The following is a 25,903-nucleotide window of genomic DNA, read 5'->3' as shown; positions in this document are numbered from 1 at the left end:
ACGGATGGCGTCAGGAAGTACCCGCCGCCGCCGTTACATAATTATTGGACACTTACACACCGGGGTCAGCCCCCGGTCTCTCTGGTAGAAGCGCAGGACAGCTTTCCCAGCGGTTTAACCCACAGGGCTTCGCGCATGCCGCAACCGTTTATTTTCCGAACCATTGATTTGAATGGTCATAGCATTCGCACCGCAGTGCGCCCAGGCAAACCCCATTTGACACCGCTGCTGATTTTCAACGGCATCGGTGCCAACCTTGAGCTGGTGTTTCCATTCGTCGATGCGCTGGACCCGGACCTGGAGGTCATTGCATTCGATGTGCCCGGTGTGGGCGGTTCGTCGACGCCCAATCGTCCTTACCGCTTTCCGGGTCTGGCGAAGCTGGCCGCGCGGATGCTCGACTACCTGGATTATGGCCAGGTCAATGCCATTGGCGTTTCGTGGGGTGGCGCGCTGGCCCAACAGTTCGCCTACGATTACCCGGAACGCTGCAAGAAACTGGTCCTGGCGGCGACAGCGGCAGGCGCAGTCATGGTGCCGGGCAAACCGCGCGTGCTGTGGTTGATGGCCAGTCCGCGGCGCTACATTCAGCCGTCCCACGTGATCCGCATCGCACCGGAAATCTACGGCGGGGCTTTTCGCCGTGACCCGCATCTGGCGGCCAACCATGCGGCCAAGGTGCGTTCGTCCGGAAAACTGGGTTACTACTGGCAGTTGTTCGCGGGCATGGGCTGGACGAGCATTCACTGGCTGCACAAGATCCATCAGCCCACCCTGGTGCTGGCCGGTGACGACGATCCCCTGATACCGCTGATAAATATGCGTCTTCTGGCTTGGCGTATACCCAATGCCCAGCTACACATAATCGATGACGGTCATTTGTTTTTGATCACCCGGGCTGAAGCCGTAGCGCCCATCATCATGAAATTTCTGGAGCAGGAACGGCAGCGTGCCGTCATGCATCCACATCCTGCTTCGAGTACCCGCTGAACTCGGTATCGGAGAGAAAGACGCTTCACTGACTGCGCACGAGGATCGGAGTGTCGCACGGCGCAGACAGCACAGAACGACGCAAGCCCGCTCGGACAGGGGCTTGCGCAGCTGTATTGGTTCGATGGCCCGACGAAGGAGTGTTGCCACCATGCGAGAAAAACCAGTAAGGAACACCGAGATTACGGCGGTGACCTATATCAACGCGCAAAGCGCGATCACCGGATTGCGCGGCCGGGACCTGTTTTCAACCTTGCGTAGCGTGGTCGCCCAGGGTTTGCGACATCCGCTGCGCAGCGCTCGCCACACCCTGATACTCGGGCGCCAGTTGGGGCAGGCCTTGCTGCTGGGCGAGACGCTCTATGCGCTGCCACCCCGCGATGCCCGCTTCAATGATCCGACGTGGAGCCTCAACCCGCTCTACCGGCGCGGCCTGCAAGCCTATTTGAGTTGGCAGCATCAGGTCAGGCACTGGATCGACGACAGCGATCTCTCGAAAGACGACCGGGCCCGGGCGCACTTCATTTTTTCGTTGATCAACGACGCTGTTTCGCCGTCCAACACCCTGTTCAACCCCATGGCCATCAAGGAGCTGTTCAATACCGGAGGCAGCAGCCTGTTCAAGGGCCTGGGCCACCTGTTCGATGACATGCTGCACAACAACGGACTGCCGCGTCAGACCACCCGAAACGCATTCGAAGTGGGCCGTACCGTGGCGACCACCTCTGGCTCGGTGGTGTACCGCAATGAGCTGATGGAGCTGATCCAGTACAAACCCATGAGCGAAAAGCAGTACGCGCGCCCCCTCCTGATCGTGCCGCCGCAGATCAACAAGTACTACATCTTCGACCTCAGCCCGAATAACAGCTTCGTGCAGTACTGCCTCAAAAACGGCCTGCAAACTTTCGTCATCAGTTGGCGCAATCCGGACGTGCGCCATCGCGAGTGGGGGCTTTCCAGCTACGTTCAAGCGGCAGAAGAAGCCCTGAATATCTGCCGCGCCATTACCGGTGCGCGGGAAGTGAATCTGGTGGGGGCCTGCGCTGGCGGCCTGACCATCGCGGCACTGCAAGGCCACCTGCAGGCCAAGCGCCAACTGCGCCGCGTGTCCAGCGCCACGTACATGGTCAGCCTGCTGGATAGCCAGATCGAGAGCCCCGCCACGCTGTTCATTGACGAGCAGACACTGGAGGCCGCCAAGCGCCGGTCTTATCAACAGGGCGTACTGGACGGACGCGAAATGGCCAAGATATTTGCCTGGATGCGCCCCAACGATTTGATCTGGGCCTACTGGATCAACAACTACCTGCTGGGTAAATCGCCGCCCGCATTCGACATTCTCTACTGGAACAACGACAGCACCCGTTTGCCCGCGGCATTGCACGGCGACTTGCTGGACTTTTTCAAGCACAACCCGTTGACCCATCCGGGCGGTCTGGAAGTCTGCGGGACGCCCATTGACCTGCAAAAAGTGACGGTCGACAGCTTCAACGTCGCAGGCATCAACGACCACATCACACCGTGGGATGCTGTCTATCGCTCGACCTTGCTGCTGGGCGGGGAGCGGCGCTTTCTGCTGTCCAGCAGTGGCCACGTGCAGAGCATTCTCAATCCGCCGGGCCATACCAAAGCGACGTTTGTCGAGAACGGAAAGCTGAGCAGCGACCCCCGGGCCTGGTATTACGACGCAAAAAGTCACGATGGCAGCTGGTGGCCGACCTGGCTGGAGTGGGTCAAGGCACGTTCCGGCACCCAACGGGAAACGCTGACCACTTTAGGCAACGCCAATTACCCCCCCATGGAGGACGCACCCGGGACGTATGTGCATGTGCGTTAGGCACGACATCGTCGGAACGCCGCCCGCTCACGCCAACCCGTCAAACAAGAAGACCGGATGAAGACCCGCGACCGCATACTTGAATGTGCCCTGACGCTTTTCAACGAGCAGGGAGAGCCGAACGTTTCAACCCTGGAAATTGCCAACGAACTGGGGATCAGCCCCGGCAACCTGTATTACCACTTTCATGGCAAGGAACCGGTCATCCTTGAGCTGTTCGAGCGGTTTCAGGCCGAACTGGCGCCCTTGCTGGGCCCGCCGGAAGATGCGCACCTGGTCGCTGAAGATTACTGGCTGTTCCTGCACCTCATTGTCGAGCGGCTGGCGTACTACCGGTTCCTGTTTCAGGACCTGTCCAACCTTTCCGGACGCCTGCCAAAACTGGCGCGGGGGATTCGCCAGGTGCTCAACGCCATCAAGCGCACCCTGGCCTCGTTGCTGGCGCGCCTGAAGGCCGAAGGTCAAATCGTCAGTGACACCCAGGCCCTGGGCCAACTGGTGGAGCAGATCACCATGACGTTGCTGTTCTCGCTGGACTACCAGCACATCCTGGGCCGTGAAGGCGAGAGTCAGGTCGTGGTTTACCAGATCATGATGCTCGTGGCACCACACCTTATCCCCGCCTCTCGGGACGCGGCGCAGCAGCTGGCGATGCATTATCTGGAGGCGTAATTTCCGCCAAAAAATACACATACTGTTGGAGGATCAGGACTGGCTGATGGGCAGTTGACTGATCTGTTGCATCGCAAACCCAATCGCGAGCAAGCTCGCTCCTACAGGATCCCTTTATTTCAACCCACAAAAAACCCGACCTGCTTGCACAGGCCGGGTTTTTTACAGTCCAGAATCAGGACTGGCTGGCGGGCGTCGACGCGGTCGAACCGGAAGACGCTGCCGGGGCGGTTGCCGTATTGCTGGCAGCCGGTGTGGCGCTTTCTGTAGCGGCCGGTTTGGTGACCTTGGGTGCCGCTGCCTTTGCAGGCGCAGGTTTTTTCGGCGTGGACGCCTTGGCCGCTACCGACTTGGCTTTGCTGGCGGTGGCCGTCGCCGCCTTGTTGGCCGCTGCAACGGGTTTGGCCGCGGCAGCTTTTACTGCAGGTTTGGCCGCCGCGGTTTTGCTGGCCGCTTTATCGGCGGTTTTGGCGACGGTCTTGGCGGCTGCCTTGACCAAGGGTTTCGTCGTAGCCTTGGGTCTGGCCCCCGCTGCACGTGTGACGGTCGGTACGGATTCGCCGGTCAGCTTTTCGATCTGCCGGGTCAGCAGATCAACCTTGTTGTGCAGCGCCTTGACTTCATTGCGGCTGGGCACACCCAGGCGGGAAATGGCGCTGTTCAGACGCTTGTCGAAAGCCCCTTCCAGTTCGCTCCACTTACCCATCGCAAGGTCTTTGACATCGTCAACGCGAGACTTCGCCTTGCCTTTGACTTCATCAACCTGCTTGTCGACGTCGGCCTTGGTTTCTTTCTCGGCCTTCTCGCCATCTTTGACGAGGGTTTCAAAAAGCTTACTGCCATCATTGCTGATTTTGGAGTAAGCACCCAAGCCAGCCAGCCAGATTTGACGGGAGTATTTTTCGACTCCCCCCATCCAGGAGCTGCTTTCCTTTTCAACTTTTTTCTTGCCAGCCATCCCGCTCTCCTTATTTTTTGTTTGCAACACGTTCGAGCAATGCTGTCAGCCCATCGAGCTTAGCAGAGAGTGTCTCGACGTCATGTCTGGATGGAATGCCAATGCGATGCAGGGCACTGGCCACTCGACGATCAAAAGCGTTTTCGATGCGTTCCAGTCGGTTTTCAACATCTTCCGCGACCTCGACCACGTCATCGGTCAAGGCCATGATTTCGCTGTTGGCGGCTTCGACTTTTTCGTCGATGACATGCTTGGCTTTCTTCTCCGTTTCCTCACCGGTACGGATCAGTTCCTTGATGTACTCGCTGCCTTCCTGCTCGGCCCAGGAATAGGCGCCCAGACCGGCGAGCCAGATTTTGCGCGCATAGAGCCTGACGTCGGAAAGCGTCGAGTCTTGCTCGGTTTCGGTTTTTTTCTTCAACAACCTGACTTTGGCCATGGTGCACCTCGCGTTCGAAATGTTGGAGGGTCATCCCCGTTGGAAGGGGGCATGGGTACAAAGTAGGCGCAAAAATTAGAATGCTCACCCTAGGTTGGTGGCCTCACCTGTCAGACCTCGCAGGCCAGTGCCGCCAGGATTGCGCGGCGGCCGTGGGACCGGCTTTAGCCGGGAAGGCTGCTGATCGGGCGACAAAGGCGCTGCGCCTGTCACAACCTCTTCCCGCCCAAAGCCGATCCACAAAAAACCGTCAGGCCAGCAACGCCCTATCCAGTTGCTTTTCGACTTCGGCCTGAATCTGCCCACTCATGGCGGACAGAAAGAAGTTCAGCTCAAGGTTGACCCGCACCAGCGCGTCTTCGACATCCACGGTGCCTTTGGCGCCCTTGCCGTTGAGCTCCACGCTGTCGCCGTTCCACTCATGGGCAATGCCGTATTTTTCCGCCAGTTTTTCCACCAGCACTTCAGCCTTCTCCCGGGCCTTTTCTTTGCCCAGTGCGTGCGGCCGTTCAACGGTAATTCGGGCCATTCCTGACTCCTTCATCGCAAGGTAAATCGTGGCGCAACTATACCAGCCGCTCCGAATGAAGAAACTGTTGACGATGAGCCTTGTCAAGACAAAGCCAGCCCCGGCGATTAGAATGGCCGCACTTTATTCCGGTGACCGTGATATGAACGATCCGCGCAAAGGCAGCGATGCCGAACCTACGACTCACTTCGGTTACAAAAATGTGCCGGAAAGCCAGAAGGCCGAAAAAGTAGCGGAGGTTTTCCACTCCGTTGCGGCCAAATACGACTTGATGAACGACCTGTTGTCAGGCGGCATGCATCGACTCTGGAAACGCTTCGCCATCGAGCTCTCCGGTGTGCGCACGGGCAATCGTGTGCTGGACATCGCGGGCGGCACGGGCGACCTGACCCGCAAGTTCTCGCACCTGGTAGGCCCGACCGGCGAGGTGGTGCTGGCCGACATCAACGAATCCATGCTCAAGGTCGGTCGCGACCGTCTGCTGGACCTGGGTGTGGCCGGCAACGTCAAGTTTGTCCAGGCCGACGCTGAAAAACTGCCGTTCCCTGACAACCATTTCGACTGCGTCACCATCGCGTTCGGTCTGCGTAACGTCACGCACAAGGAAGACGCGCTGCGCTCCATGCTGCGCGTGCTCAAGCCCGGCGGTCGCCTGCTGGTGCTGGAGTTCTCCAAACCGACCAACAAGCTGATGTCCAAGGCGTACGACGCTTACTCGTTCGCGTTCATGCCGCTGATGGGCAAACTGGTCACCAACGATTCGGAAAGCTACCGCTATCTGGCGGAGTCGATCCGCATGCACCCGAATCAGGAAACCCTGAAGTCGATGATGGTCGAAGCGGGCTTTGATCGCGTGACCTATCACAACATGACAGCCGGTGTTGTCGCGCTGCACCGCGGCATCAAGCCCTGATGCTGCTGCGCGGCATACTCGCCAGCGTCGAGCACGGTCTGAATCGCGTGTTGCGTCTGGACAGCACGGCCCTGCCGCGCCTTGCCCGTTTGAGCGGCAAGGTGATTGCGGTTGATTGTCGCAACCCGGCGTTGCAACTGTTCATTCTGCCCAGCGACGAAGGCTTGCTGCTCGCTGCCCACTGGGAAGTCGAGGCCGATTGCACCTTGCGCGCACCGGCGGCGAGCCTCATGCGTCTGGCGCTGAGCCAGGACAAGACCGCCGTACTCCATGGCCCGGACGTCGAACTCGATGGCGACAGTTCAGTGCTGCTGGAACTGGTCGGCATCCTGCAGGATCTGGAGCTGGACTGGGAGTTCGAGCTGTCACGCTGGCTCGGCCCGGTTGCCAGCACCCTGCTGGGCGATCATTTGCGCAGCCGCGCCCGTTGGAGCAGCGAAAGCTTCGCCAGCCTGAGTCAGAATCTTGCTGACTACCTGAGCGAAGAATCGCGCACACTGGTAGGCAAGCACGAAGCAGAAGCTCGTTTTGCCGAACTCGATCAGATCAAACTTGATCTGGAACGCCTTGAGGCACGCTTTGAGCGCCTCAACCAATCCCTTAATTCCAGCGATAACGCATGAAGTTGCTTGCCGTCCGCCGTCTGTTTCGCATCCAGCGTGTCGTGATCCGCTACCGTCTCGATGACCTGCTGTTCGCCCTGCCGCTGCCCTGGTGGATGCTCGCCCTGCGCTTTGTCATGCCGTGGCGCTGGTTCCCGCGCAAGGTGTCGGAGCTGCCGCGAGGGGCGCGCCTGCGCATGGCGCTGCAGGACCTGGGGCCGATTTTCATTAAGTTCGGCCAGTTGCTGTCCACGCGCCGCGATCTGTTGCCCGAAGACATTGCCGACGAGTTGATGCTGCTTCAGGACCGCGTGCCACCTTTCGACCCACAACTGGCCATCAAGCTCATCGAAGAACAGTTGGGCGCGAAAATCAGCGAAGTGTTCAGTCGCTTTGATGTCACGCCGCTTGCCTCGGCGTCGGTTGCCCAAGTGCACGCCGCCAAGCTCAAGACCGGCGAAGAAGTCGTCGTCAAAGTGGTGCGCCCGGGTCTGAAGCCGATCATCGGTCAGGATCTGGCCTGGCTGTTCATTCTGGCCCGTACCGCCGAGCGCATGTCCGCCGATGCGCGCCTGCTGCATCCGGTGGATGTGGTCGCTGACTACGAAAAAACCATTTACGACGAACTGGACCTGCTGCGTGAAGCCGCCAACTCCAGTCAGTTGCGCCGCAATTTCGAAGGTTCGCAGTTGCTGTACGTGCCGCAAGTCTACTGGGACTGGTGCCGACCGAAAGTGCTGGTAATGGAGCGCATCTACGGCATTCAGGTCACCGATCTGGCGACGTTGGCCGATCAGCGCACCGACATGAAGATGCTCGCCGAGCGCGGGGTAGAAATTTTCTTCACCCAAGTGTTCCGCGACAGTTTTTTCCATGCCGACATGCACCCCGGCAACATCTTCGTCAGCACGGTCAGCCCGTGGAGCCCGCAATACATTGCTATCGACTGCGGGATCGTTGGCAGCCTGACGCCGGAAGACCAGGATTATCTGGCCCGCAACCTGTTTGCCTTCTTCAAGCGCGACTATCGGCGCGTGGCGCAGTTGCACATTGATTCAGGCTGGGTGCCGGCCGAGACCAAGCTCAACGAATTCGAAGCCGCGATCCGCACCGTGTGCGAGCCGATTTTCGAAAAACCGCTCAAGGACATTTCCTTTGGCCAGGTGCTGATGCGCCTGTTCCAGACGGCCCGGCGCTTCAACATGGAAGTCCAGCCGCAACTGGTGCTGCTGCAGAAAACCCTGCTGAACATCGAAGGGCTGGGCCGCCAGTTGTACCCGGACCTGGACCTGTGGGCGACGGCCCAGCCGTTCCTGGAACGCTGGATGCGCGAGCGCGTCAGCCCCAAAACGTTGTTCCACAACCTGCAATCCCAGGTCGAGCAGATCCCGCATCTGGCCAACATGACCCGCGACCTGCTGGAACGCATGTCCCAGCCTCACGCTGCCGACCCGCCGCCGCCCTGGCGCGAACGCGGTGACGGCTGGGCCTTGCGCCTGCTGGGCGCAGGATTGCTGGCGGGCGGCGCGGTCATGGCTTCAACCCTGGTCACCGACGGCACGCACCTGGTGGCCCCCGTTGCATGGCCGGCCTGGATCATGCTCGTCGCGGGTTTGTATCTGGTCGTGCGCCGATAGCCAGCGGCGCTGACCGCTGGCACACTGTTCACCCCGCCGAGACCTCAAGCCCGGCTGCCGGAGTAGATATGAAAGACTGGCTGGACGAAATCAAGTGGGACAGCGAAGGCCTCGTGCCCGCAATCGCCCAGGATTACAAGACCGGGCGTGTGTTGATGATGGCGTGGATGAATCGTGAGGCCCTGAGCCTTACCGCCGCCGAAAATCGGGCAATCTATTGGTCGCGTTCACGTGGCAAACTCTGGCGCAAAGGCGAAGAATCAGGCCACGTGCAGAAGTTGCATGAACTGCGCCTGGACTGCGACGCCGACGTGATCATCATGATGGTCGAACAAATCGGCGGCATCGCTTGCCATACCGGTCGCGAAAGCTGTTTCTACCGTGTTTACGAGAATTCAGGCTGGAAAACCGTAGACCCGGTATTGAAAGATCCGGATTCCATTTACCACGCAGGGCACTGACCATGACTGATACCTTGTCCCGCCTGGCGCAAGTGCTTGAATCGCGCAAAGGCGCCGCTGCCGACAGTTCCTACGTCGCCAGCCTGTATCACAAAGGTCTTAACAAGATTCTGGAAAAGGTCGGCGAAGAGTCGGTGGAAACCATCATTGCCGCCAAGGACGCCGCCGTCAGTGGCGATTGCAGCGATGTCATCTATGAAACCGCCGATCTGTGGTTTCACAGCATGGTCATGCTCGCTGCGCTGGGCCAGCATCCACAAGCGGTGCTCGATGAACTGGACCGCCGTTTCGGCCTGTCGGGCCATGCGGAAAAAGCCGCACGCTCGAACGACTGACTTTCAATTTTCGAGCTGAAACTTCTACGAGGAATGCTTCATGGGTATTTTTGACTGGAAACACTGGGTCGTCATCCTGGTTGTCGTGGTACTGATTTTCGGCACCAAGAAACTCAAGGGGCTGGGCACTGACGTCGGTGAGTCGATCAAGGGCTTTCGCAAGGCCATGAGCGATGAAGAAAAAGCCGATTCAACGCCACCGCCCGCGCAGCCCCAACAGCCCCAACAGCCGCCACAAGCTGCGCCACAGGGTTCCCCCCTGAACCAGCCGCACACGATCGACGCGCAGGCGCACAAAGTCGAAGAGCCAATCCGTAAAGACTAGGTCGTATCGAATGTTTGGTATCAGCTTCACTGAACTGCTGCTCGTCGGTCTCGTCGCCTTGCTGGTGCTGGGGCCGGAGCGTCTGCCGGGTGCTGCGCGTACCGCCGGGCTCTGGGTGGGCCGGTTGAAACGCAGCTTCAATGCGATCAAACAGGAAGTTGAACGCGAAATCGGCGCCGACGAAATCCGTCGGCAGCTGCATAACGAGCACATCCTGTCGCTGGAACAGGAAGCCCGCAAAATCATGTCACCGCCAGCCCCCGCGCCCGCAGTCGAAGCGAACAGTTCGCCGGAGGAGCCGGTCGTCTCGACGGTGCCGGTTACGCCTCCCGCGCCGACACCGGCCGAGCTTGGGCCTGCGGCACCGGCTGGCAGCACGCCAATCGCGCCCGCAGCGCCTGTCGAAGCACGGCCTGCCGAAGCCCTGCCGCACGTTGAACCGACGCCGAACCCCAACGCGCCTTCCGCCAACGATTCGTCACTGCCCCCGCGAGCCCCATGAGCGATATTCCGGAAAACGACCAGCAAATGCCGCTGGTTTCGCACCTCACAGAACTCCGTTCGCGCCTGCTGCGGTGCGTCCTGGCGGTATTCGTCATCTTCGCCTGCCTGTTTTATTTCACCCAGAAGATCTACACCTTCGTGTCAGCGCCCCTTCGCGTGTTCCTGCCCGAAGGTGCAACGATGATTGCCACCGATGTGGCCTCACCGTTCATCACGCCGTTCAAGCTGACCATGATGGTGGCGCTGTTTCTGGCCATGCCGGTGATCCTGCATCAGATTTGGGGGTTCATCGCGCCGGGCTTGTACAAGCACGAAAAACGCGTCGCCGTGCCGCTACTGGTGTCGAGCATCATTCTGTTTTATTCGGGTATGGCCTTTGCGTATTACCTGGTTTTCCCGCTGATCTTCCACTTCTTCGCCAGCGTGACGCCCGAAGGCGTGTCGATGATGACGGACATCGCCAGCTACCTGGACTTTGTCATGACGCTGTTCTTCGCCTTTGGCGTGGCGTTCGAGATCCCGGTGGCCGTGGTGTTGCTGGTATGGATCGGCATCGTCGACGTGAAATACCTGCGCAAGATCCGCCCTTACGTGATCATCGGTTGCTTTGTGGTCGGGATGATCCTTACCCCGCCGGATATCTTCTCCCAGACCCTGCTTGCGGTGCCGATGTGGCTGCTGTTCGAAATCGGCGTGCTGTGCAGCGCGATGATTACCAAGCGCGGTGATCACCCGGAAGATCAGCCCGCCGACGAAGACAAGCAAGACCAGCCGCCTGCGACTCAGCCTTGAATCTGCTGCTGCTTGAAGAAGCCGATTTCATTGCGGCTGATCGGGTCATCCTGCGCGACCGACGTCTCACGCACATGCAGGAGGTGCATCGTGCCGTGGTGGGCGACAGTCTGCGGGTGGGCCGTGTGGGCGGCTTGATGGGTAACGCCGAGTTGCTGCGCCTGGAAGGACACGAAGCCGAGTTGCGGGTCAGCCTTGACACCCCGCCACCTGAAAAACTGCCCTTGACGTTGCTGTTGGCCCTGCCCCGGCCCAAGATGCTGCGCCGGGTATTCCAGACCATCGCGACCATGGGCGTGCCGAGAGTCATCCTGCTCAACAGCTACCGTGTCGAGAAGAGCTTCTGGCAAACCCCGTTTCTGGAACCCGCCGCCATTCGCGAACAACTGATCCTCGGTCTGGAACAGGCTCGTGACACCGTCTTGCCGGAGGTCATCATCGAGAAGCGCTTCAAGCCGTTCGTGGAGGATCGTCTGCCGCAACGGGTAGAAGGCACGCTCGGTCTGGTGGGCCACCCGGGTCAGTTCCCCCCTTGCCCGAGGGTAGCGCAACAACCTGTAACACTTGCGATTGGTCCTGAAGGAGGCTGGATTCCTTACGAAATCGACCTGCTGCACAAGGCCGGATTGCAGCCCGTACAGCTTGGCGAGCGTATTCTTCGGGTTGAGACCGCTGTGACCGCCCTTCTCGCACGCCTTTTCTAATCCCTCATTTGAGGGTAAGCGCCTTCAGTTTCACTCCTGACCGCCGATGTAGGAATACGCCTACAACAACTGCGTCAGGAGATGCGCCATGCCCCGCTGGTTAACCCAAGCTCTAGGAAATATGAGCGTCAGCCTCAAGCTCGCACTGGGCTTCGGTTTGGTGCTGTTATTGACCGTACTGATCACGATTACCGGTTGGCTGAGTGTCACGTCCCTGATCGAGCGCGGCGACAAGCTGGCGATGATCTCTAAGGTCAGTGAACAGACGCTGAATCTGCGCATCCAACGTTTGGCTTATGAAACACAGTACAACGCAGAAACAGCCGCAGGCGTCGCGTCCTCGCTGGATCAGCTCGACAGTGCCGTGAAGCAGGCCCGTGCCGGGTTAATAACCCCGGAAAGCGTGGGTTGGCTGGAAGATCAGGCCAAATCGGCCGCTGCTTATCGGGTTGCCTTTGCGCAAATGACCCAGGCGATCCAGTCTCGTGAAGCAAGCCGCAGCTTGATGGGCGATGCCGCCGACAAAGCCGTGAACGAAATTAACAAGGTCGAGGCGTCGCTGTTGCAGGGCGACGACATGCTTCAATTCAACAACGCGGTCGAGGTCAGCAAACTGATCCAGCAGGCGCGTTATCAGGTGCGCGGGTACACCTACAGCGGCAAAGCCGAGTTCGAAAAAAACGCTAACGCTGGAATTGAGCAGGCACTGGTCGGCATCAATACCCTCGCGGGCAGTGTCCCGCCGGTCTACCTGGGGCAGTTGCAAACCGCCATTGCTGGCCTCAAAGCCTATCAGGCAGCCGTGGCGCAATACCGTGACGCACAACAGGCCAGCAAGGAAGCCTTGGCAATCATGACCAAGGAAGGCGAGGACCTGTTGGATACCAGCGAAAAGCTGACCACCGATCAATACGCCAAACGCAAGGCTGACAGTCAGCAAGCCCAATCGATGCTGACGATCGTCACCGTCCTGGCCTTGCTGTTTGGTGTAATAGCCGCCTGGGTCATCACACGTCAAATCGTTGCGCCTTTGCTGCAAACACTGAACATTGTCGAACGCGTCGCCTCCGGTGACTTGAGCAACAACCTGACGGTGGACCGCAAGGATGAACTGGGCAGGCTGCAGGGCAGCATCCAGCGCATGACCGTCAGCCTGCGGGAACTGATTGGCGGCATCCGCGATGGCGTCACACAAATCGCCAGCGCGGCCGAGCAACTGTCGGCCGTCACCGAACAAACCAGCGCCGGGGTCAACAGCCAGAAAAGCGAAACCGACCAGGTCGCCACGGCCATGCACGAAATGACCGCCACGGTTCAGGAGGTTGCCCGCAACGCCGAAGAAGCGTCTGAAGCCGCGGTGGCCGCCGATCAGCAAGCCCGCGAAGGCGATCGGGTGGTCAACGAAGCCATCGCTCAGATCGAGCGTCTGGCAGCGGAAGTGGGTAACTCCACCGAGGCCATGGGCGAACTCAAACGCGAAAGCGACAAGATCGGCAGCGTGCTGGACGTGATCAAGTCTGTGGCACAGCAAACCAACCTGCTGGCCCTGAACGCCGCCATCGAGGCCGCACGCGCGGGTGAAGCGGGCCGTGGATTTGCTGTCGTGGCCGACGAAGTGCGCAGCTTGGCCCAGCGCACGCAGAAATCCACCGAAGAAATCGAGCAACTGATTTCCGGTCTGCAAAGCGGCACGCAACAAGTGGCAACCATCATGGACAACAGCCGCGAACTCACCGTCAGCAGCGTCGAACTGACCCGTCGTGCGGGCAGCTCGCTGGAAAACATCACCCGCACCGTGTCGGCCATCCAGGCAATGAACCAGCAAATTGCCGCCGCCGCCGAGGAACAGAGCGCCACCGCCGAGGAGATCAACCGCAGCATCCTGAATGTTCGCGACGTCTCCGAACAAACCTCCGCCGCCAGCGAAGAAACCGCCGCCTCCAGCGTCGAACTGGCGCGACTGGGTAATCATTTGCAGGTGTTGGTGAGTAAGTTCAGGGTTTGATAGCAGTAGCTCCTGTGGGAACGTCGCCGTAGGCGCTCCCACAGAAGCGGGCTAAAACGTTCAAAGAAGCCAGTGCGCCAGGACCGCCACCGGGAAATCCCGAAACAAAGCGGCCAACTCGTCCACCCTCAAGTTCCCTTATCTTGAATCTAAAGTTCGCCAGAGCCTTGAAACTTACTTCTTTCCTGCACGGTTCCTCTCTTGATCCACAACACACCACCTTATGCACTTCAAACTGCCACACCTCTAAAATGCTTGATATAAATACCCACCCCTATCCCGGCAATTAGAAAAAACCCGTTCAGCCCCCACGACAGGAAAAACATTCTCTTCAATTTTTTCGGAAAGTTTTTCGCCTCCGAAATATCCAATATCCCTCGTTTAGCGCACCTCTCAGGCAACATCAAAACCACGGTCAAAAAACCGTTACGCATCGCTTTACCAATAAGCCCCGCCTGAGAGTAGGCCAACCTATTCGCTTCTACAAAGCTGCTGTTGGGCAGAAAGGATTCGGCTTTTTCCGTATAGTTGCAAATCATGTAAATCAGCCAACTATCAGTCATGATCAACGGGAGTAATATAAAACACGAAACGAGCCCCAGCGGTATATCGCTCATGACTTAGAGCCCATATAAATATTCTCCAATACTTTCTCCTACGCTCTCTATATAAAACCGGCCAGTGGATGACGTGTTTAGCGCCCAACCACGTTATGTGCGCACAGAAACGTCCCGCAAAAGCGCCAGACGCTTCCTACAGATTCTGGCCTGTGTGGCCATTGTCCTGGCCTCTTCCCGGCTAAAGCCGGTCCCACGAATCCTGATCAGTTCAGGGTTATGGGTGTTTGATGGGGTCGGCTTCAGAACCGAGAGGCGCCGATCAGCACATAGTTGACCTTGTGGGACCTAGGTTTCATGTGCAGTTGTTGAAAGCGGGTCTTACAGATCCTTCAGCCCCCTCCTTCAGAATTTCCCTACGACCTGTTCAGGTCGCGCTTCTGATTCACCTGCCGATGCGCTGACAACGCAGGCCGGGGCTCGTCCCGGACCTGTCTGTCTGGTTTTTCGCAGGAGATTCCCCATGTTTCGATGGATCAATCGTGCGCTCGGCAATATGAGCGTCAAACTCAAACTGACACTGGGCTTCGGGCTTGTGCTGTTGCTGACGCTGGCGATCACCCTGACCGGCTGGCATGGCCTGGACAAGATGATCGATCGCTCGGAATTGCTAACGGCCACTGGCCAGCTCAGCAACCTGACCAAGGACCTGCGTGCCGAGCGCATTCTCTTTCGCACGGACAACCGTGAAGAAAACGCAAAGAGCGTTGTAGAGCGTCTTAATGCCCTTCAGGCCCAACTGGAGACCGTGCGCGGGGAAACCGACGACAACGCCAGCCTGCGGTTACTGACTGACCAAAGCCGGATCGTCAACAACATGGAGAAAACCTTCATCGACCTGAGCGCAGACCACAAGGCGCGGGAACAAGCACGAATGGCGCTGGATCAACAATCCGAGCTGGCCGTACAGGCGTTGGCTCAGGTGGAAAACGAAGTGCTCAAAGCCGTCAGTGAGGAGCAGGACAACAGCGAGCGGCTGGGTGAGTTCACTAACCTCTCCCAACTCAAGCAACAGATTCAGACCGCGCGCTATCAGGTTCAGGCTTATACCTTCAGCGGGCAGGAATCCTACGAGGCAGCCGCCATCAATGCTATCGACGAAGCCCTCAAGGAAGTGGCGCAAGTCTCCGAGGATCAATCGGATGAAAACCTCAAGGGGCTGCAACCCGCCAAAGAGTCTCTAGAGAAATATCGCGACCAACTGACCCGGTTCAAAAACGCTCAGGTCAAAGTCGAAGCGGGCCAGGAGCGTCTGGAAGAACTGGGCGACACGATGCTCGCGTCGGTGGCGCAGTTGATCAGCGTGCAAAGCGACCAGCGAAGTGCTGACGCAGCCACTTCCCGCACCCTGCTGACCGGCGTTGCGGTGATGGCGCTGTTGCTGGGCCTGATGGCCGCCTGGGTGATGACGCATCAGATCATCACGCCGCTGCGTTTGACCTTGAGCGCTGCCGAGCGCATTGCCAAGGGCGACTTGAGCCAGGACATGAAGGTCGAGCGCCGCGACGAGATGGGCCAGTTGCAACGCAGCATTCAAGAGATGACCCTGAGCCTGCGTGATCTGATCGGCGGTATCGGTGACGGCGTCACGCAAATCGCCAGCGCTGCCGAACAGTTGTCCGCGGTGACTGAGCAAACCAGCGCGGGGGTCAATAATCAGAAGGATGAGACCGATCAAGTCGCTACCGCCATGAATCAAATGGCCGCTTCGGTGCAGGAAGTGGCACGCAATGCCCAAGAAGCTTCCGACGCCGCCGTGCATGCCGACCAGCAGGCTCGGGAGGGGGATCACGTGGTGGCCGAGGCTATCGGGCAAATCGAACAATTGGCGCAGGAGGTGGCCAATTCCACCAAGGCGATGGGCCTGCTCAAGCTGGAGAGCAGCAAGATCGGGGGCGTGCTGGACGTCATCAAGTCGGTGTCACAACAAACCAATCTGCTGGCGCTCAACGCCGCCATCGAGGCTGCGCGCGCGGGTGAGGCCGGGCGCGGGTTTGCCGTCGTTGCTGACGAAGTTCGAAGCCTGGCCCAGCGCACGCAGGAGTCCACCGAGGAAATCGAAGAATTGATCGCGGCACTGCAAAACGGCACCCAGCAAGTGGCGACGACGCTGGACAGCAGCCGCAACCTGACCGACAACAGCGTACAACTGAGCCGTCGGGCCGGTAGCGCGCTGGAGCAGATCACCCGTACGATGTCGAAGATTCAGGACATGAACCACCAGATCGCCACCGCCAGCGAAGAACAGAGCGCCGTGGCCGAGCAGATCAACCGTAATGTGCTCAGCGTGCGCGACGTGTCCGAACAAACGGCCGCCTCCAGCGATGAAACGGCGGCGTCCAGCGTAGAGCTGGCGAGGCTGGGCACGCACCTGCAGGGATTGGTGGCGAAGTTTCGGGTGGTGTAAAACGAATTCGCCGAAGCGAGCTTGCGGCGCGAGGTTCGCGTTGAGTACGTAGGCTCGTCACGTCGCAAACACGGTGTGTGTGCCTACAGCAAACCGACGGTTTTCAAACAAAAAAAACGGCGCCCTTGGGAGGCGCCGTTTTTCTTTCTACCTTGAGCGATCAGGCATGAGCCAACGAAGGCTCAGGCTCGTGCTCGACAGGCTTGAGCGGCAGCAACGGAGCATGTGGATCTGCTTCGATGGAGGCTCGCCAGGCGGCCAACCACTCAGGGTGGCTTTCGCTCCAGACCTGCTCATGCAAACGAGCCAGGGCAACCGGATCGCTCAGCAACATCAAACGCTGCTGATTATCGAGTTTGTCCGGACCTGCATTCAGGGCGTGACGTACACGCTCCATGCGCACGAACTCGATAGGCTCGACCACACGGTGACGGGAAGTCGCCAACGCGCACGCCAAGGCATTCTGCTGCGGATCCACCACGGCCCGGATGAAACCCTGCTTCAGTGCATGCCAGCGGTTCTCATGGGTGTACAGGTCGGTAGAGATCAGCTCTTGCGGCGGCGTGTGCTCTTCCGGGATCAGGAAGAATTTCTCGTCGCGCGCCTTCAGGCCCAGGTTAGTGCGGCTGGAGATCACCGAAACCGGGATCGACAGCATCAACGAACCGACGATAGGCGCCAGCCACCACAGGAAGCTCGGGTTCAGCCAGGCCACCAACAGCGCCCAGCACGCACCCAACAGGGTTTGCGGACCGTGGCGTTTGACCGCCTCAATCCATGGCGTGGAATCATCGTCGCGCTGCGGAGAGTTCCAGGTCGCCGCCCAGCCCAGGAAAGCAGCCAGTACGAAACGGGTGTGGAACAGCATGCGCACCGGTGCCAGCAGCACCGAGAACAGCATTTCCATCAGCATCGAAACAGTGACTTTGAACTTGCCGCCAAAACCCGTTGCGCCCTTGGCCCAGATCAGAATGACGCTGAGCAGTTTAGGCAGGAACAACAGCACAATCGTGGTCGAGAACAGCGCAACGGCTTTCTCCGGGTGCCACTGCGGCCACAACGGATACAACTGACGCGGTTCAAGGAAGTACGTCGGCTCCATCAGCGTGTTCACCGCCAGCAACGCCGTGGACAACACCAGGAAGAAGAACCACAGCGGCGCCGACAGGTACGACATCACGCCCGTCAGGAATACCGCCCGGTGAACCGGGTGCATGCCCTTGACCAGGAACAGCCTGAAGTTCATCAGGTTGCCGTGGCACCAGCGACGGTCGCGCTTGAGTTCGTCCAGCAGGTTCGGTGGCAACTCTTCGTAACTGCCCGGCAGATCGTAGGCAATCCACACGCCCCAACCGGCGCGACGCATGAGCGCCGCTTCGACGAAGTCGTGGGAGAGGATCGCACCGGCAAATGCGCCTTTACCGGGCAACGGCGCCAGGGCGCAGTGCTCGATGAACGGCTTCATGCGGATGATCGCGTTGTGACCCCAATAGTGGGATTCGCCCAACTGCCAGAAGTGCAGGCCAGCGGTGAACAATGGACCGTACACCCGCGTTGCAAACTGCTGCATGCGTGCATAAAGCGTGTCCATGCCCGACGCCCGTGGCGCGGTCTGGATGATACCGGCGTCCGGCGTGGCTTCCATCAAGCGCACCAGACTGGTCAGGCACTCGCCGCTCATGACGCTGTCTGCGTCGAGCACGACCATGTAGCGGTAGTCACCCCCCCAGCGACGGCAGAAGTCATCCAGGTTGCCGCTTTTGCGTTTAACGCGACGGCGACGACGACGGTAGAAAATCTTGCCGAAACCTTTGGCCTCACGGCACACGTCGAGCCAGGCTTGCTGCTCGGCTACGGCGATGTCGGTGTCATTGGTGTCGCTGAGCACGAAGAAGTCGAAGCGATCCAGATCACCGGTGGCGGCCACCGATTCGAACGTTGCGCGCAGACCCGCGAAAACCCGGGGTACGTCTTCGTTACAGATCGGCATGACCAGCGCGGTGCGGGCACCCTTCTCAATCGGCTCATTACCGGCGCTGGCGCCGGAGATGCGGTATTTGTCACGCCCGGTGAGCAACTCGAGGAAGCCCATCAGTGCCGTCCAGAAACCCGCCGACACCCAGCAAAACAGGATGCCGAACAGCAACAGAATGCTGGTCTGCAAGGCATAAGGCAGCACTTGCAAGGCCGTTTGCACGAAGGTCTGGTGAGTGATTTCGTCCAGCGAAACCAAGGACCAACCCTGATACGGCATGATGCCTTTCATGTACCAGCTGGCGACGATGGTTTGACCCAGCATCAGAATCAGCAGGATATACCGGCGAGTCGAACCGACCGTGCGCCAGCGTGCCTTGGGCAGCTCCCGCACAGGCGCTTCCACCGGATTGGATCGACCGGTCAGCCGACGCCAGCCACGCACCAGAATGTTAGTCCGCCAAGGTTCAGGGACGACCTTGGTACGACGGATAGGTGGCGTGGCTTTCAGACACACTCGCCCGTTTGCATCGAGGCTGAGCATCTCAGCCTCCTGCAACTCGTCGGCGGTGGTCATCGTCAGTCGACGACCCACCGATGCCTGGGCGGCATCGGCCGGATCGGCAACTGACTGCGCCGAAAGACGTTCATGCAGCTCTGTGAACGATTTGCAGGAAGCCAGTTCGGCCCGCTGCTCATCGCTCATCGGCAGGTGTGCCAGGTACTCGCTAAGCGATTCCGGCACCGGTAAAGAATTACTCATCGGCTGGCAACTGGTAGCTCCAGGTCTCGGTCATGACTTGCAGCGTCTTGGCCGGTTCCGGATGGGTGGGCGCAGCTTCGGCTTCAGGCTGCTGGATCTCTTTGCCGTCTTTATCTTTGGCGACATCGGTCTTGGCTGCATCAGCCACGGCCGGATCGGTCTTGCCGGCTTCGGCTTTCGCAGCGTCAGCCTTGGCGGCGTCTGCGGGCGTACCGGCAGCGGCCTTGGCCAGATCGGTCTGCGGCGCTGTAGGGGCTTCTTTTACAGCCTCTTTAGGTGCCGCTTTTTTCTCTTCGCCAATATGTGCTTTGTCAGCAACAAGCAGCGCAGGTTCCTTACCCGGTTCGGTAGGAATTTCGCGCAACAGATAAGCACTCATTTCAATCGGCTTGCTGCCGTCCTTGACCTTGACCCGCAGCGTCAGGCGATAACCCTTGGTAACCGGGTTGTAGCGCAGGTTGTTCTCGACCAGTTCAGTGTTCTCATCGGTCGTGACCTGGCTGCGAATGGTCTTGTCTTCCGGCAGACGGGCCAACACCGGGCCGACGAAATCGACCTGGAAAGCCACACTGCCGTCGGGCTGACGAACCAGATTGGACTGTTTCACGTCACCGATGGAGCGCAGGGTCTGCTTGACCCAGCCCAGATCAGGGGAGTGAATGGATTTTTCATCCATGGTCCAGTGAATGCGGTAGTTGAAATCAACCGGCTCGCCGGGTGCCGGCAAGGTTTCCGGCTTCCAGAACGCAACGATGTTGTCGTTGGTTTCGTCGGCAGTCGGGATCTCGACGAGTTCAACAGTGCCTTTGCCCCAATCGCCTTTAGGCTCGATCCAGGCGCTTGGACGCTTGTCGTACCGGTCGTCGAGATCTTCGAAGTTGCTGAAGTCACGGCCACGCTGCAACAGACCAAAGCCACGCGGGTTCTCGACCGAGAAGCTGCTGATCGACAGGTGTTTAGGGTTGTTCAACGGACGCCAGATCCACTCACCGTTGGCTGCCTGAATGGACAGACCGCTGGAGTCATGCAGCTCGCGACGGTAGTTGAGCACGCGCGAAGGCTGGTTGGCACCGAACAGGAACATGCTGGTCAGAGGCGCAACGCCCAGCTTGTTGACCTTGTCACGCAGGTACATGCGCGATTGAACGTCGACCAATGTGTCGGTCCCCGGACGCAGGATGAACTTGTACGCACCGGTGGCACGCGGAGAGTCCAGCAACGCAAAGATCACCAGATGGTTGTCATCCGGGCCTGGCTTCTCGATCCAGAACTCAGTGAAGCGCGGGAACTCTTCACCCGACGGGGAAGCGGTATCGATCGCCATGCCGCGCGCAGACAGGCCGTAGACCTGCCCCTTGCCGATAACCCGGAAATAGCTGGCGCCAAGCATGGTCATGATCTCGTCATGCTTGTCGTCTTTGTTGATCGGGTAAAGCACGCGAAAGCCTGCGTAACCCAGCTTGTCCGTGGCTTTGGGATCGAACTTCAAGTCACCGAAATCGAAACGACTGCTGTCGTACTTGATCTCTTCAACGTTTGTCGCGGTGACCTCGTTGATTTTGACCGGGGTGTCGAAATGCATACCCTGGTGGTAGAAGGACAATTTGAACGGCGTTTTGTCAGGCGCCCATTCCGCTTTGTCTTCACGGAAACGAATTTTCTGATAGTCCGCGAACTTCATGTCGCGGAACTCTGCAGGCAGATTGCTCTTCGGGGCCTGGAACTTCTGCCCGGACATTTCTTTTGCCTTGGCGGCTACGTCATCCAGACCGAACGCCCACAGGGACGCGGAGCCGAAGAGGCAGATCAGGGCCGAGCTTGCCAATAGCGCACTACGCAACCGTTTGCCAGGTGTCTTTGCTGCATTACAGGGACTAACAATCACGAGCAACCCTCGCCGAAAACAGATGAAAAAACCAACGGCCAGCTATCAAGTGCCGGGTTGGCGAGCATTGTTCCGACTCCGAAAGGGCGTAATGATTCCCTAAACGGTGTCGAACCAGCCTACTGACCTTGCCGAACGGACCTACAAACGCCGATACCCGTAGCGCGCGATTATCTAGTAGCGCGCGTTACAACGCATCAGGTGCAACAAAGTATTTATCGCTTTTCGCCTAATAAATTCGGGGCACGCAGGGAAAATCGCCTTTCAGGATTCCAGCAAGAACGTCACCGGCCCGTCATTGACCAGATGCACCTGCATATCCGCCCCAAACTGGCCCGCCGCCACAAGGGCATGCGAGCTTTTCGCTTGAGCCAATAAATAGTCGAACAGTTGCGCTCCCAAGGCTGGAGGCGCCGCCTTGGAAAAACCGGGGCGCATGCCACTTTTGGTGTCAGCCGCCAGGGTGAACTGTGAAACCAGCAACAATCCACCGCCCACATCCCGCAGCGAAAGATTCATCTTGCCCTCGGCATCACTGAACACCCGGTAGTTGAGCAACTTGTGCACCAACTTATCGGCACTGGCTGGAGTGTCTTGAGGCTCCACGCCAATCAGCACCAGCAATCCCTGATCAATCGCACCCACGATCTGACCGTCCACCTCGACGCGGGCACCGCGAACCCGTTGCAGCAAGCCTTTCATTCAATTTCCTTGGTTATATCCGCGGGACCGGCTTGCGCCGGGAAAAGACCGGTGCAGTCGCTGCATCTGCATTGATTCAAACACCGCTTTCCCGGCTAAAGCCGGTCCCACAGCACGGATCATCAAGCCTCTTCAGGGGGCAAATCCAGCAAGCGACGGGCGACCTGTGAGGCTGCGCGGACCAGTGCGTCGGTGATGCCTGTTTCGGAAGCCGCATGGCCCGCGTCGCGGATCACTTGCAGCTCGCTGTTGGGCCAGGCCTGGTGCAGTTCCCACGCGTTGTCCAGCGGGCAGATCACGTCATAGCGACCATGCACAATGATCCCCGGCAGGTGAGCGATCTTGGGCATGTCGCGAATCAGCTGGTTTTCTTCCAGAAACGAATCATGGGTGAAGTAATGGCATTCGATGCGAGCAATGGACAATGCCCGTTGCGGCTCGCTGAAGCGATCGACCACCTGAGGGTTGGGTCTCAGGGTTGCCGCACGGCCTTCCCAGGTGGACCAGGCCTTGGCCGCGTGCATCTGGGCGATCTGATCGGAACCGACCAGGCGCTTATGGAACGCAGCCAATAAATTGGCGCGTTCGTCCAGCGGGATCGGCGCCACGAAGTCCTGCCAGTAATCCGGGAACATACGGCTCGCGCCACACTGGTAGAACCACTCGATATCCTGTTTGCGGGCCAGAAAAATGCCGCGCAGGATCAGTGCATGCACACGCTCCGGGTGCGCTTGGGCATAGGCCAACGATAACGTCGATCCCCACGACCCTCCGAACAGCACCCATTTGTCGATACCCAGGTGCTCGCGAATACGCTCCAGGTCCTGGACCAGATGCCAGGTGGTGTTGTTTTCCAGGCTGGCATGGGGCGTGGAGCGCCCACAGCCGCGCTGATCGAACGTGATGATGCGGTACAGATTCGGGTCGAAATAGCGACGGCTCTGTGCATCGCAGCCTGAGCCGGGACCGCCATGAATGAACACAACCGGCAGACCTTCCGGCGACCCGCTTTCATCGACATACAACACATGCGGCTGCTCCACAGCCAGATCGTGCCGGGCATAGGGTTTGATCTGCGGGTACAAAGTCTGCATAGGTGCTCCGTAATTGCGGTTCGGGGGCTTCTATCTATCTGCCGTGGGGCATCATAAACCCGAAACGGGGAATGTTCATGCTGTGAAACAATAGCGTTGCCGCGACTGGAACGATCAATGCAAGCGTTTTGCCAATTACGTGGGTTCGCGAACCAGAGCGTCAAGCTTGTGTCGAACCGTGGGACGTTTCTCCAGTTATTTCGGAATTTTCAGGAAATAACCGGAGAGACGCCCTACAGTTACAACCCATCCTTCATTCGTCAGACTACTTGAGGTCGCATTGATGTCTCAGGAACCACTCGTTCGTGACGCTGAGGTGGCTGCTTTTCGCGCCGCTGTTCTCGCCAAACTCACCTATGCGGTGGGCAAGGACCCCGCCCATGCCTTTGAGCATGACTGGTTCGAGGCCGTGGCACTGGCCGCTCGCGACCACATGGTCGAACACTGGATGGACCACACCCGGCAGATTTATCGCAAGGTGCAAAAACGCGTCTACTACCTGTCTCTGGAATTTCTCATCGGGCGGTTGCTGTATGACAGCCTGAGCAATCTGGGCCTGCTGGAAATCGCTCGCGAAGCCATGACCGAACTGGGCGTGGACATCGAGCGCATTCGCCTGCTCGAACCGGACGCCGCGCTGGGTAACGGCGGCCTCGGTCGTCTGGCCGCCTGCTTCATGGAAAGCATGTCGACCCTGGGCATCGCCGCGCATGGCTACGGCATCCGTTATGAACACGGCCTGTTCCGTCAGGCCATTGTCGACGGCTGGCAGCAGGAACAAACGGAAAACTGGCTGGACTTCGGTAACCCGTGGGAATTCGAACGCCCTGAAGTGGTTTACCCCGTCGGCTTCAGCGGCAGTGTTGAAACCGTGCTCAACGACGCCGGCGACCCGCATCAGGTATGGCGCCCGTCGGAAACCGTGCGGGCCATTGCCTATGACACACCCGTCGTCGGCTGGCGTGGCAAGAGCGTCAACACCCTGCGCTTGTGGCGCGCCCGTGCCGTGGGTGATCTGCACCTTGAGCGCTTCAACGCGGGCGACCACTTCGGCGCCGTGGCCGAGGTTGTGCGTGCGGAGAGTATCTCCCGCGTGCTCTACCCCAACGACGCCACCGAAGCCGGCCAGGAACTACGCCTGCGCCAGGAATACTTTTTCGTATCCGCGTCCTTGCAGGATTTGCTGCGCCGCCACCTGAACATGCACGCGACCTTGCTGGATCTGGCCGATCATGCGGCGATCCAGATGAATGACACGCACCCCTCCATTGCCGTGGCCGAACTGATGCGTCAGTTGATCGACACTCATGGCATCGCCTGGGACACCGCCTGGAAAATCACGGTCGGCACGCTGGCCTACACCAACCACACCTTGCTGCCCGAGGCGCTGGAAACCTGGTCGGTGGGCTTGATGGAGCGGATGTTGCCGCGCCACATGCAGATCATCTACATGATCAACGCTCAACATATCGACACCTTGCGCGCCAAGGGCATTCACGATTTCGATGTATTGCGCGCCGTGTCGCTGATCGAAGAAGACAATGGCCGTCGCGTGCGCATGGGTAACCTGGCGTTCCTGGGTTCCCACAGTGTCAACGGCGTGTCCGCCTTGCATACGCAACTGATGCGCAAAACGGTGTTTGCCGAGATGCACAAGCTGTATCCCGAGCGCATCAACAACAAGACCAACGGCATCACCTTCCGCCGCTGGTTGTTCCAGGCCAACCCCAAACTCACTGAAATGCTCATGGAGTCTCTGGGTGACGAGGTGCTGGACAGCGCCGAGACGCGTCTGGTCGAGCTGGAACCCTTCGCTGAAAAGAGCTCGTTTCGCAAGCAGTTCGCCGATCAGCGCCTGCACAGCAAACGCGCCCTGGCCGCGATCATTCATGAACGTCTGGGGATCGCGGTTAATCCAGCGGCGATGTTTGATGTTCAGGTCAAACGGATCCACGAGTACAAGCGCCAACTGTTGAACCTGTTCCACACGGTTGCGCTGTATCAGGCCATTCGCGCCGAGCCTGGCACCGATTGGGTGCCTCGAGTGAAGATATTCGCGGGCAAAGCGGCGGCCAGCTACCACTCGGCCAAGCTGATCATCAAACTGACCAACGACATCGCGCGGACCGTGAACAACGACCCTACCGTGCGCGGCTTGCTCAAAGTGGTCTTCATGCCCAACTACAACGTCAGCCTGGCCGAGAGCATCATCCCGGCGGCTGACCTGTCCGAGCAGATTTCCACGGCGGGCCTGGAAGCGTCAGGCACCAGCAACATGAAATTCGGCCTAAACGGTGCGCTGACCATCGGCACACTGGACGGCGCCAACGTGGAAATGAGCCAGCAGGTCGGCCTTGAGCATATGTTCATCTTCGGCATGACCGCACAGGAAGTCGAAGCCCACAAACAGGTGGGCGACTTCAGCGCCTACGCAGCAGCGGCGTCTTCCGGTCGACTGAATGACGTGCTGCAAGCGATTCGTGGCGGGGTGTTCTCGCCAGACGATCCAAACCGCTACGTTGGCCTGATCGATCAGTTGCTGGCCTACGACCGCTTCCTGGTCTGCGCCGACTTCGACTCGTATTGGGAAGCCCAGACCCGGGTCGAGACCAAATGGCACGACTCCAAGGACTGGTGGCGCTCGGCAGTGCTCAATACAGCGCGCATGGGTTGGTTCTCATCCGACCGGACCATCCGCGAATACGCCAGCGACATCTGGAAAGCGCTGGACTGACAGGACCCGGAACCCGTTGGAGCG

General features: G+C 59.1%; 23 protein-coding genes and 1 pseudogene. 16 read left to right on the top strand and 8 right to left on the bottom strand.

All coding sequences use genetic code 11. The annotated features are described in order from the left end of the window. The first annotated feature begins 135 nt into the window (after window positions 1–135). The 3 genes from phaZ to ACP7B0_RS15490 all read left to right on the top strand — a co-directional run bounded on the left by phaZ (window position 136) and on the right by ACP7B0_RS15490 (window position 3,499). Complete coding sequence (phaZ, locus tag ACP7B0_RS15500; protein ID WP_426142285.1) at window positions 136–990, top strand: poly(3-hydroxyalkanoate) depolymerase; 855 nt, start codon at window positions 136–138, stop codon at window positions 988–990. Window positions 991–1,141: 151 nt separating this feature from the next. Beyond that, on the top strand, window positions 1,142–2,827 hold the full coding sequence (phaC, locus tag ACP7B0_RS15495; protein ID WP_426142284.1) for a class II poly(R)-hydroxyalkanoic acid synthase: 1,686 nt from the start codon (window positions 1,142–1,144) through the stop codon (window positions 2,825–2,827). 57 nt (window positions 2,828–2,884) lie between these two features. Then, window positions 2,885–3,499 (top strand): TetR/AcrR family transcriptional regulator, encoded by a 615-nt coding sequence (locus ACP7B0_RS15490; RefSeq protein WP_426142283.1) that lies wholly within the window; start codon window positions 2,885–2,887, stop codon window positions 3,497–3,499. Window positions 3,500–3,674: 175 nt separating this feature from the next. Here the strand turns inward: ACP7B0_RS15490 and ACP7B0_RS15485 are convergent, their stop codons facing one another. From ACP7B0_RS15485 to ACP7B0_RS15475, 3 genes are all read right to left on the bottom strand, one after another. Further along, window positions 3,675–4,457 carry a phasin family protein gene (locus ACP7B0_RS15485; protein ID WP_426142282.1) on the bottom strand — a complete coding sequence of 261 codons (783 nt, stop codon included), beginning with the start codon at window positions 4,455–4,457 and terminating at the stop codon, window positions 3,675–3,677. 10 nt (window positions 4,458–4,467) lie between these two features. Beyond that, a complete protein-coding gene (locus ACP7B0_RS15480) occupies window positions 4,468–4,896 on the bottom strand; it encodes a phasin family protein (protein ID WP_426142281.1) in 429 nt (142 codons plus the stop codon). Window positions 4,897–5,146: 250 nt separating this feature from the next. Then, window positions 5,147–5,425, bottom strand: coding sequence for a polyhydroxyalkanoic acid system family protein (locus ACP7B0_RS15475; protein WP_426142280.1), 279 nt, complete (start codon window positions 5,423–5,425; stop codon window positions 5,147–5,149). A 142-nt stretch (window positions 5,426–5,567) separates the two neighbouring features. Here ACP7B0_RS15475 and ubiE point away from each other — a divergent pair, with 142 nt between their 5' ends. The 10 genes from ubiE to ACP7B0_RS15425 all read left to right on the top strand — a co-directional run bounded on the left by ubiE (window position 5,568) and on the right by ACP7B0_RS15425 (window position 13,703). Continuing rightward, entirely contained in the window at window positions 5,568–6,338 is a 771-nt protein-coding gene (gene ubiE / locus ACP7B0_RS15470; RefSeq protein ID WP_426142387.1) for a bifunctional demethylmenaquinone methyltransferase/2-methoxy-6-polyprenyl-1,4-benzoquinol methylase UbiE, read from the top strand. Further along, window positions 6,338–6,961: a ubiquinone biosynthesis accessory factor UbiJ gene (locus ACP7B0_RS15465; RefSeq protein ID WP_426142279.1), complete on the top strand. Its 624-nt coding sequence runs from the start codon at window positions 6,338–6,340 to the stop codon at window positions 6,959–6,961. The genes ubiE and ACP7B0_RS15465 overlap by 1 nt, the downstream gene beginning before the upstream one ends. Further along, window positions 6,958–8,577, top strand: coding sequence for a ubiquinone biosynthesis regulatory protein kinase UbiB (gene ubiB / locus ACP7B0_RS15460; RefSeq protein ID WP_426142278.1), 1,620 nt, complete (start codon window positions 6,958–6,960; stop codon window positions 8,575–8,577). The genes ACP7B0_RS15465 and ubiB overlap by 4 nt, the downstream gene beginning before the upstream one ends. 68 nt (window positions 8,578–8,645) lie before the next feature. Beyond that, on the top strand, window positions 8,646–9,038 hold the full coding sequence (hisI, locus tag ACP7B0_RS15455) for a phosphoribosyl-AMP cyclohydrolase (RefSeq protein ID WP_426142277.1): 393 nt from the start codon (window positions 8,646–8,648) through the stop codon (window positions 9,036–9,038). Window positions 9,039–9,040: 2 nt separating this feature from the next. Further along, window positions 9,041–9,373, top strand: coding sequence for a phosphoribosyl-ATP diphosphatase (locus ACP7B0_RS15450; protein WP_426142276.1), 333 nt, complete (start codon window positions 9,041–9,043; stop codon window positions 9,371–9,373). Window positions 9,374–9,413: 40 nt separating this feature from the next. After that, window positions 9,414–9,698: a twin-arginine translocase TatA/TatE family subunit gene (locus ACP7B0_RS15445; RefSeq protein ID WP_426142275.1), complete on the top strand. Its 285-nt coding sequence runs from the start codon at window positions 9,414–9,416 to the stop codon at window positions 9,696–9,698. A gap of 10 nt (window positions 9,699–9,708) precedes the next feature. Further along, on the top strand, window positions 9,709–10,200 hold the full coding sequence (tatB, locus tag ACP7B0_RS15440; protein ID WP_426142274.1) for a Sec-independent protein translocase protein TatB: 492 nt from the start codon (window positions 9,709–9,711) through the stop codon (window positions 10,198–10,200). Next, window positions 10,197–10,994, top strand: coding sequence for a twin-arginine translocase subunit TatC (tatC, locus tag ACP7B0_RS15435; RefSeq protein ID WP_426142273.1), 798 nt, complete (start codon window positions 10,197–10,199; stop codon window positions 10,992–10,994). The genes tatB and tatC overlap by 4 nt, the downstream gene beginning before the upstream one ends. Next, window positions 10,991–11,698, top strand: coding sequence for a 16S rRNA (uracil(1498)-N(3))-methyltransferase (locus ACP7B0_RS15430; RefSeq protein WP_426142272.1), 708 nt, complete (start codon window positions 10,991–10,993; stop codon window positions 11,696–11,698). The genes tatC and ACP7B0_RS15430 overlap by 4 nt, the downstream gene beginning before the upstream one ends. Window positions 11,699–11,786: 88 nt before the next feature. After that, window positions 11,787–13,703 carry a methyl-accepting chemotaxis protein gene (locus tag ACP7B0_RS15425; RefSeq protein ID WP_426142271.1) on the top strand — a complete coding sequence of 639 codons (1,917 nt, stop codon included), beginning with the start codon at window positions 11,787–11,789 and terminating at the stop codon, window positions 13,701–13,703. A 230-nt stretch (window positions 13,704–13,933) separates the two neighbouring features. Here ACP7B0_RS15425 and ACP7B0_RS15420 read toward each other — a convergent pair whose 3' ends face one another. After that, window positions 13,934–14,320: a hypothetical protein gene (locus ACP7B0_RS15420; RefSeq protein ID WP_426142270.1), complete on the bottom strand. Its 387-nt coding sequence runs from the start codon at window positions 14,318–14,320 to the stop codon at window positions 13,934–13,936. 463 nt (window positions 14,321–14,783) lie between these two features. On the opposite strand from ACP7B0_RS15420, the pseudogene ACP7B0_RS15415 reads away from it, so the two are divergent. Continuing rightward, window positions 14,784–15,869 (top strand): annotated as a pseudogene (locus ACP7B0_RS15415) (methyl-accepting chemotaxis protein); the annotation flags it as partial. Then, a complete protein-coding gene (locus ACP7B0_RS15410; protein WP_426142386.1) occupies window positions 15,861–16,727 on the top strand; it encodes a methyl-accepting chemotaxis protein in 867 nt (288 codons plus the stop codon). The pseudogene ACP7B0_RS15415 and the gene ACP7B0_RS15410, both read left to right, overlap by 9 nt. Before the next feature lie 160 nt (window positions 16,728–16,887). On the opposite strand, the gene mdoH is transcribed toward ACP7B0_RS15410, so the two are convergent. The 4 genes from mdoH to pip all read right to left on the bottom strand — a co-directional run bounded on the left by mdoH (window position 16,888) and on the right by pip (window position 23,145). After that, window positions 16,888–19,464 carry a glucans biosynthesis glucosyltransferase MdoH gene (gene mdoH, locus ACP7B0_RS15405; RefSeq protein ID WP_426142269.1) on the bottom strand — a complete coding sequence of 859 codons (2,577 nt, stop codon included), beginning with the start codon at window positions 19,462–19,464 and terminating at the stop codon, window positions 16,888–16,890. Further along, window positions 19,457–21,355: a glucan biosynthesis protein G gene (locus tag ACP7B0_RS15400; protein ID WP_426142268.1), complete on the bottom strand. Its 1,899-nt coding sequence runs from the start codon at window positions 21,353–21,355 to the stop codon at window positions 19,457–19,459. Before ACP7B0_RS15400 ends, mdoH begins: the two co-directional genes overlap by 8 nt. A 258-nt stretch (window positions 21,356–21,613) precedes the next feature. Then, on the bottom strand, window positions 21,614–22,051 hold the full coding sequence (gene dtd, locus ACP7B0_RS15395) for a D-aminoacyl-tRNA deacylase (RefSeq protein ID WP_426142267.1): 438 nt from the start codon (window positions 22,049–22,051) through the stop codon (window positions 21,614–21,616). 122 nt (window positions 22,052–22,173) lie between these two features. Further along, window positions 22,174–23,145: a prolyl aminopeptidase gene (pip, locus tag ACP7B0_RS15390; RefSeq protein WP_426142266.1), complete on the bottom strand. Its 972-nt coding sequence runs from the start codon at window positions 23,143–23,145 to the stop codon at window positions 22,174–22,176. Between the two features lie 283 nt (window positions 23,146–23,428). Between pip and ACP7B0_RS15385 the strand changes: the two genes are divergently transcribed. Next, a complete protein-coding gene (locus ACP7B0_RS15385; protein ID WP_426142265.1) occupies window positions 23,429–25,879 on the top strand; it encodes a glycogen/starch/alpha-glucan phosphorylase in 2,451 nt (816 codons plus the stop codon). Window positions 25,880–25,903 lie beyond the last annotated feature (24 nt).

This window comes from Pseudomonas sp. DWP3-1-2, assembly GCF_049896285.1.
In the GTDB taxonomy this organism is placed as follows: Bacteria; Pseudomonadota; Gammaproteobacteria; order Pseudomonadales; family Pseudomonadaceae; genus Aquipseudomonas.
The sequence above is the reverse complement of the archived record's forward strand: the minus strand, read 5'-3'. Positions and strand labels throughout refer to the sequence as shown.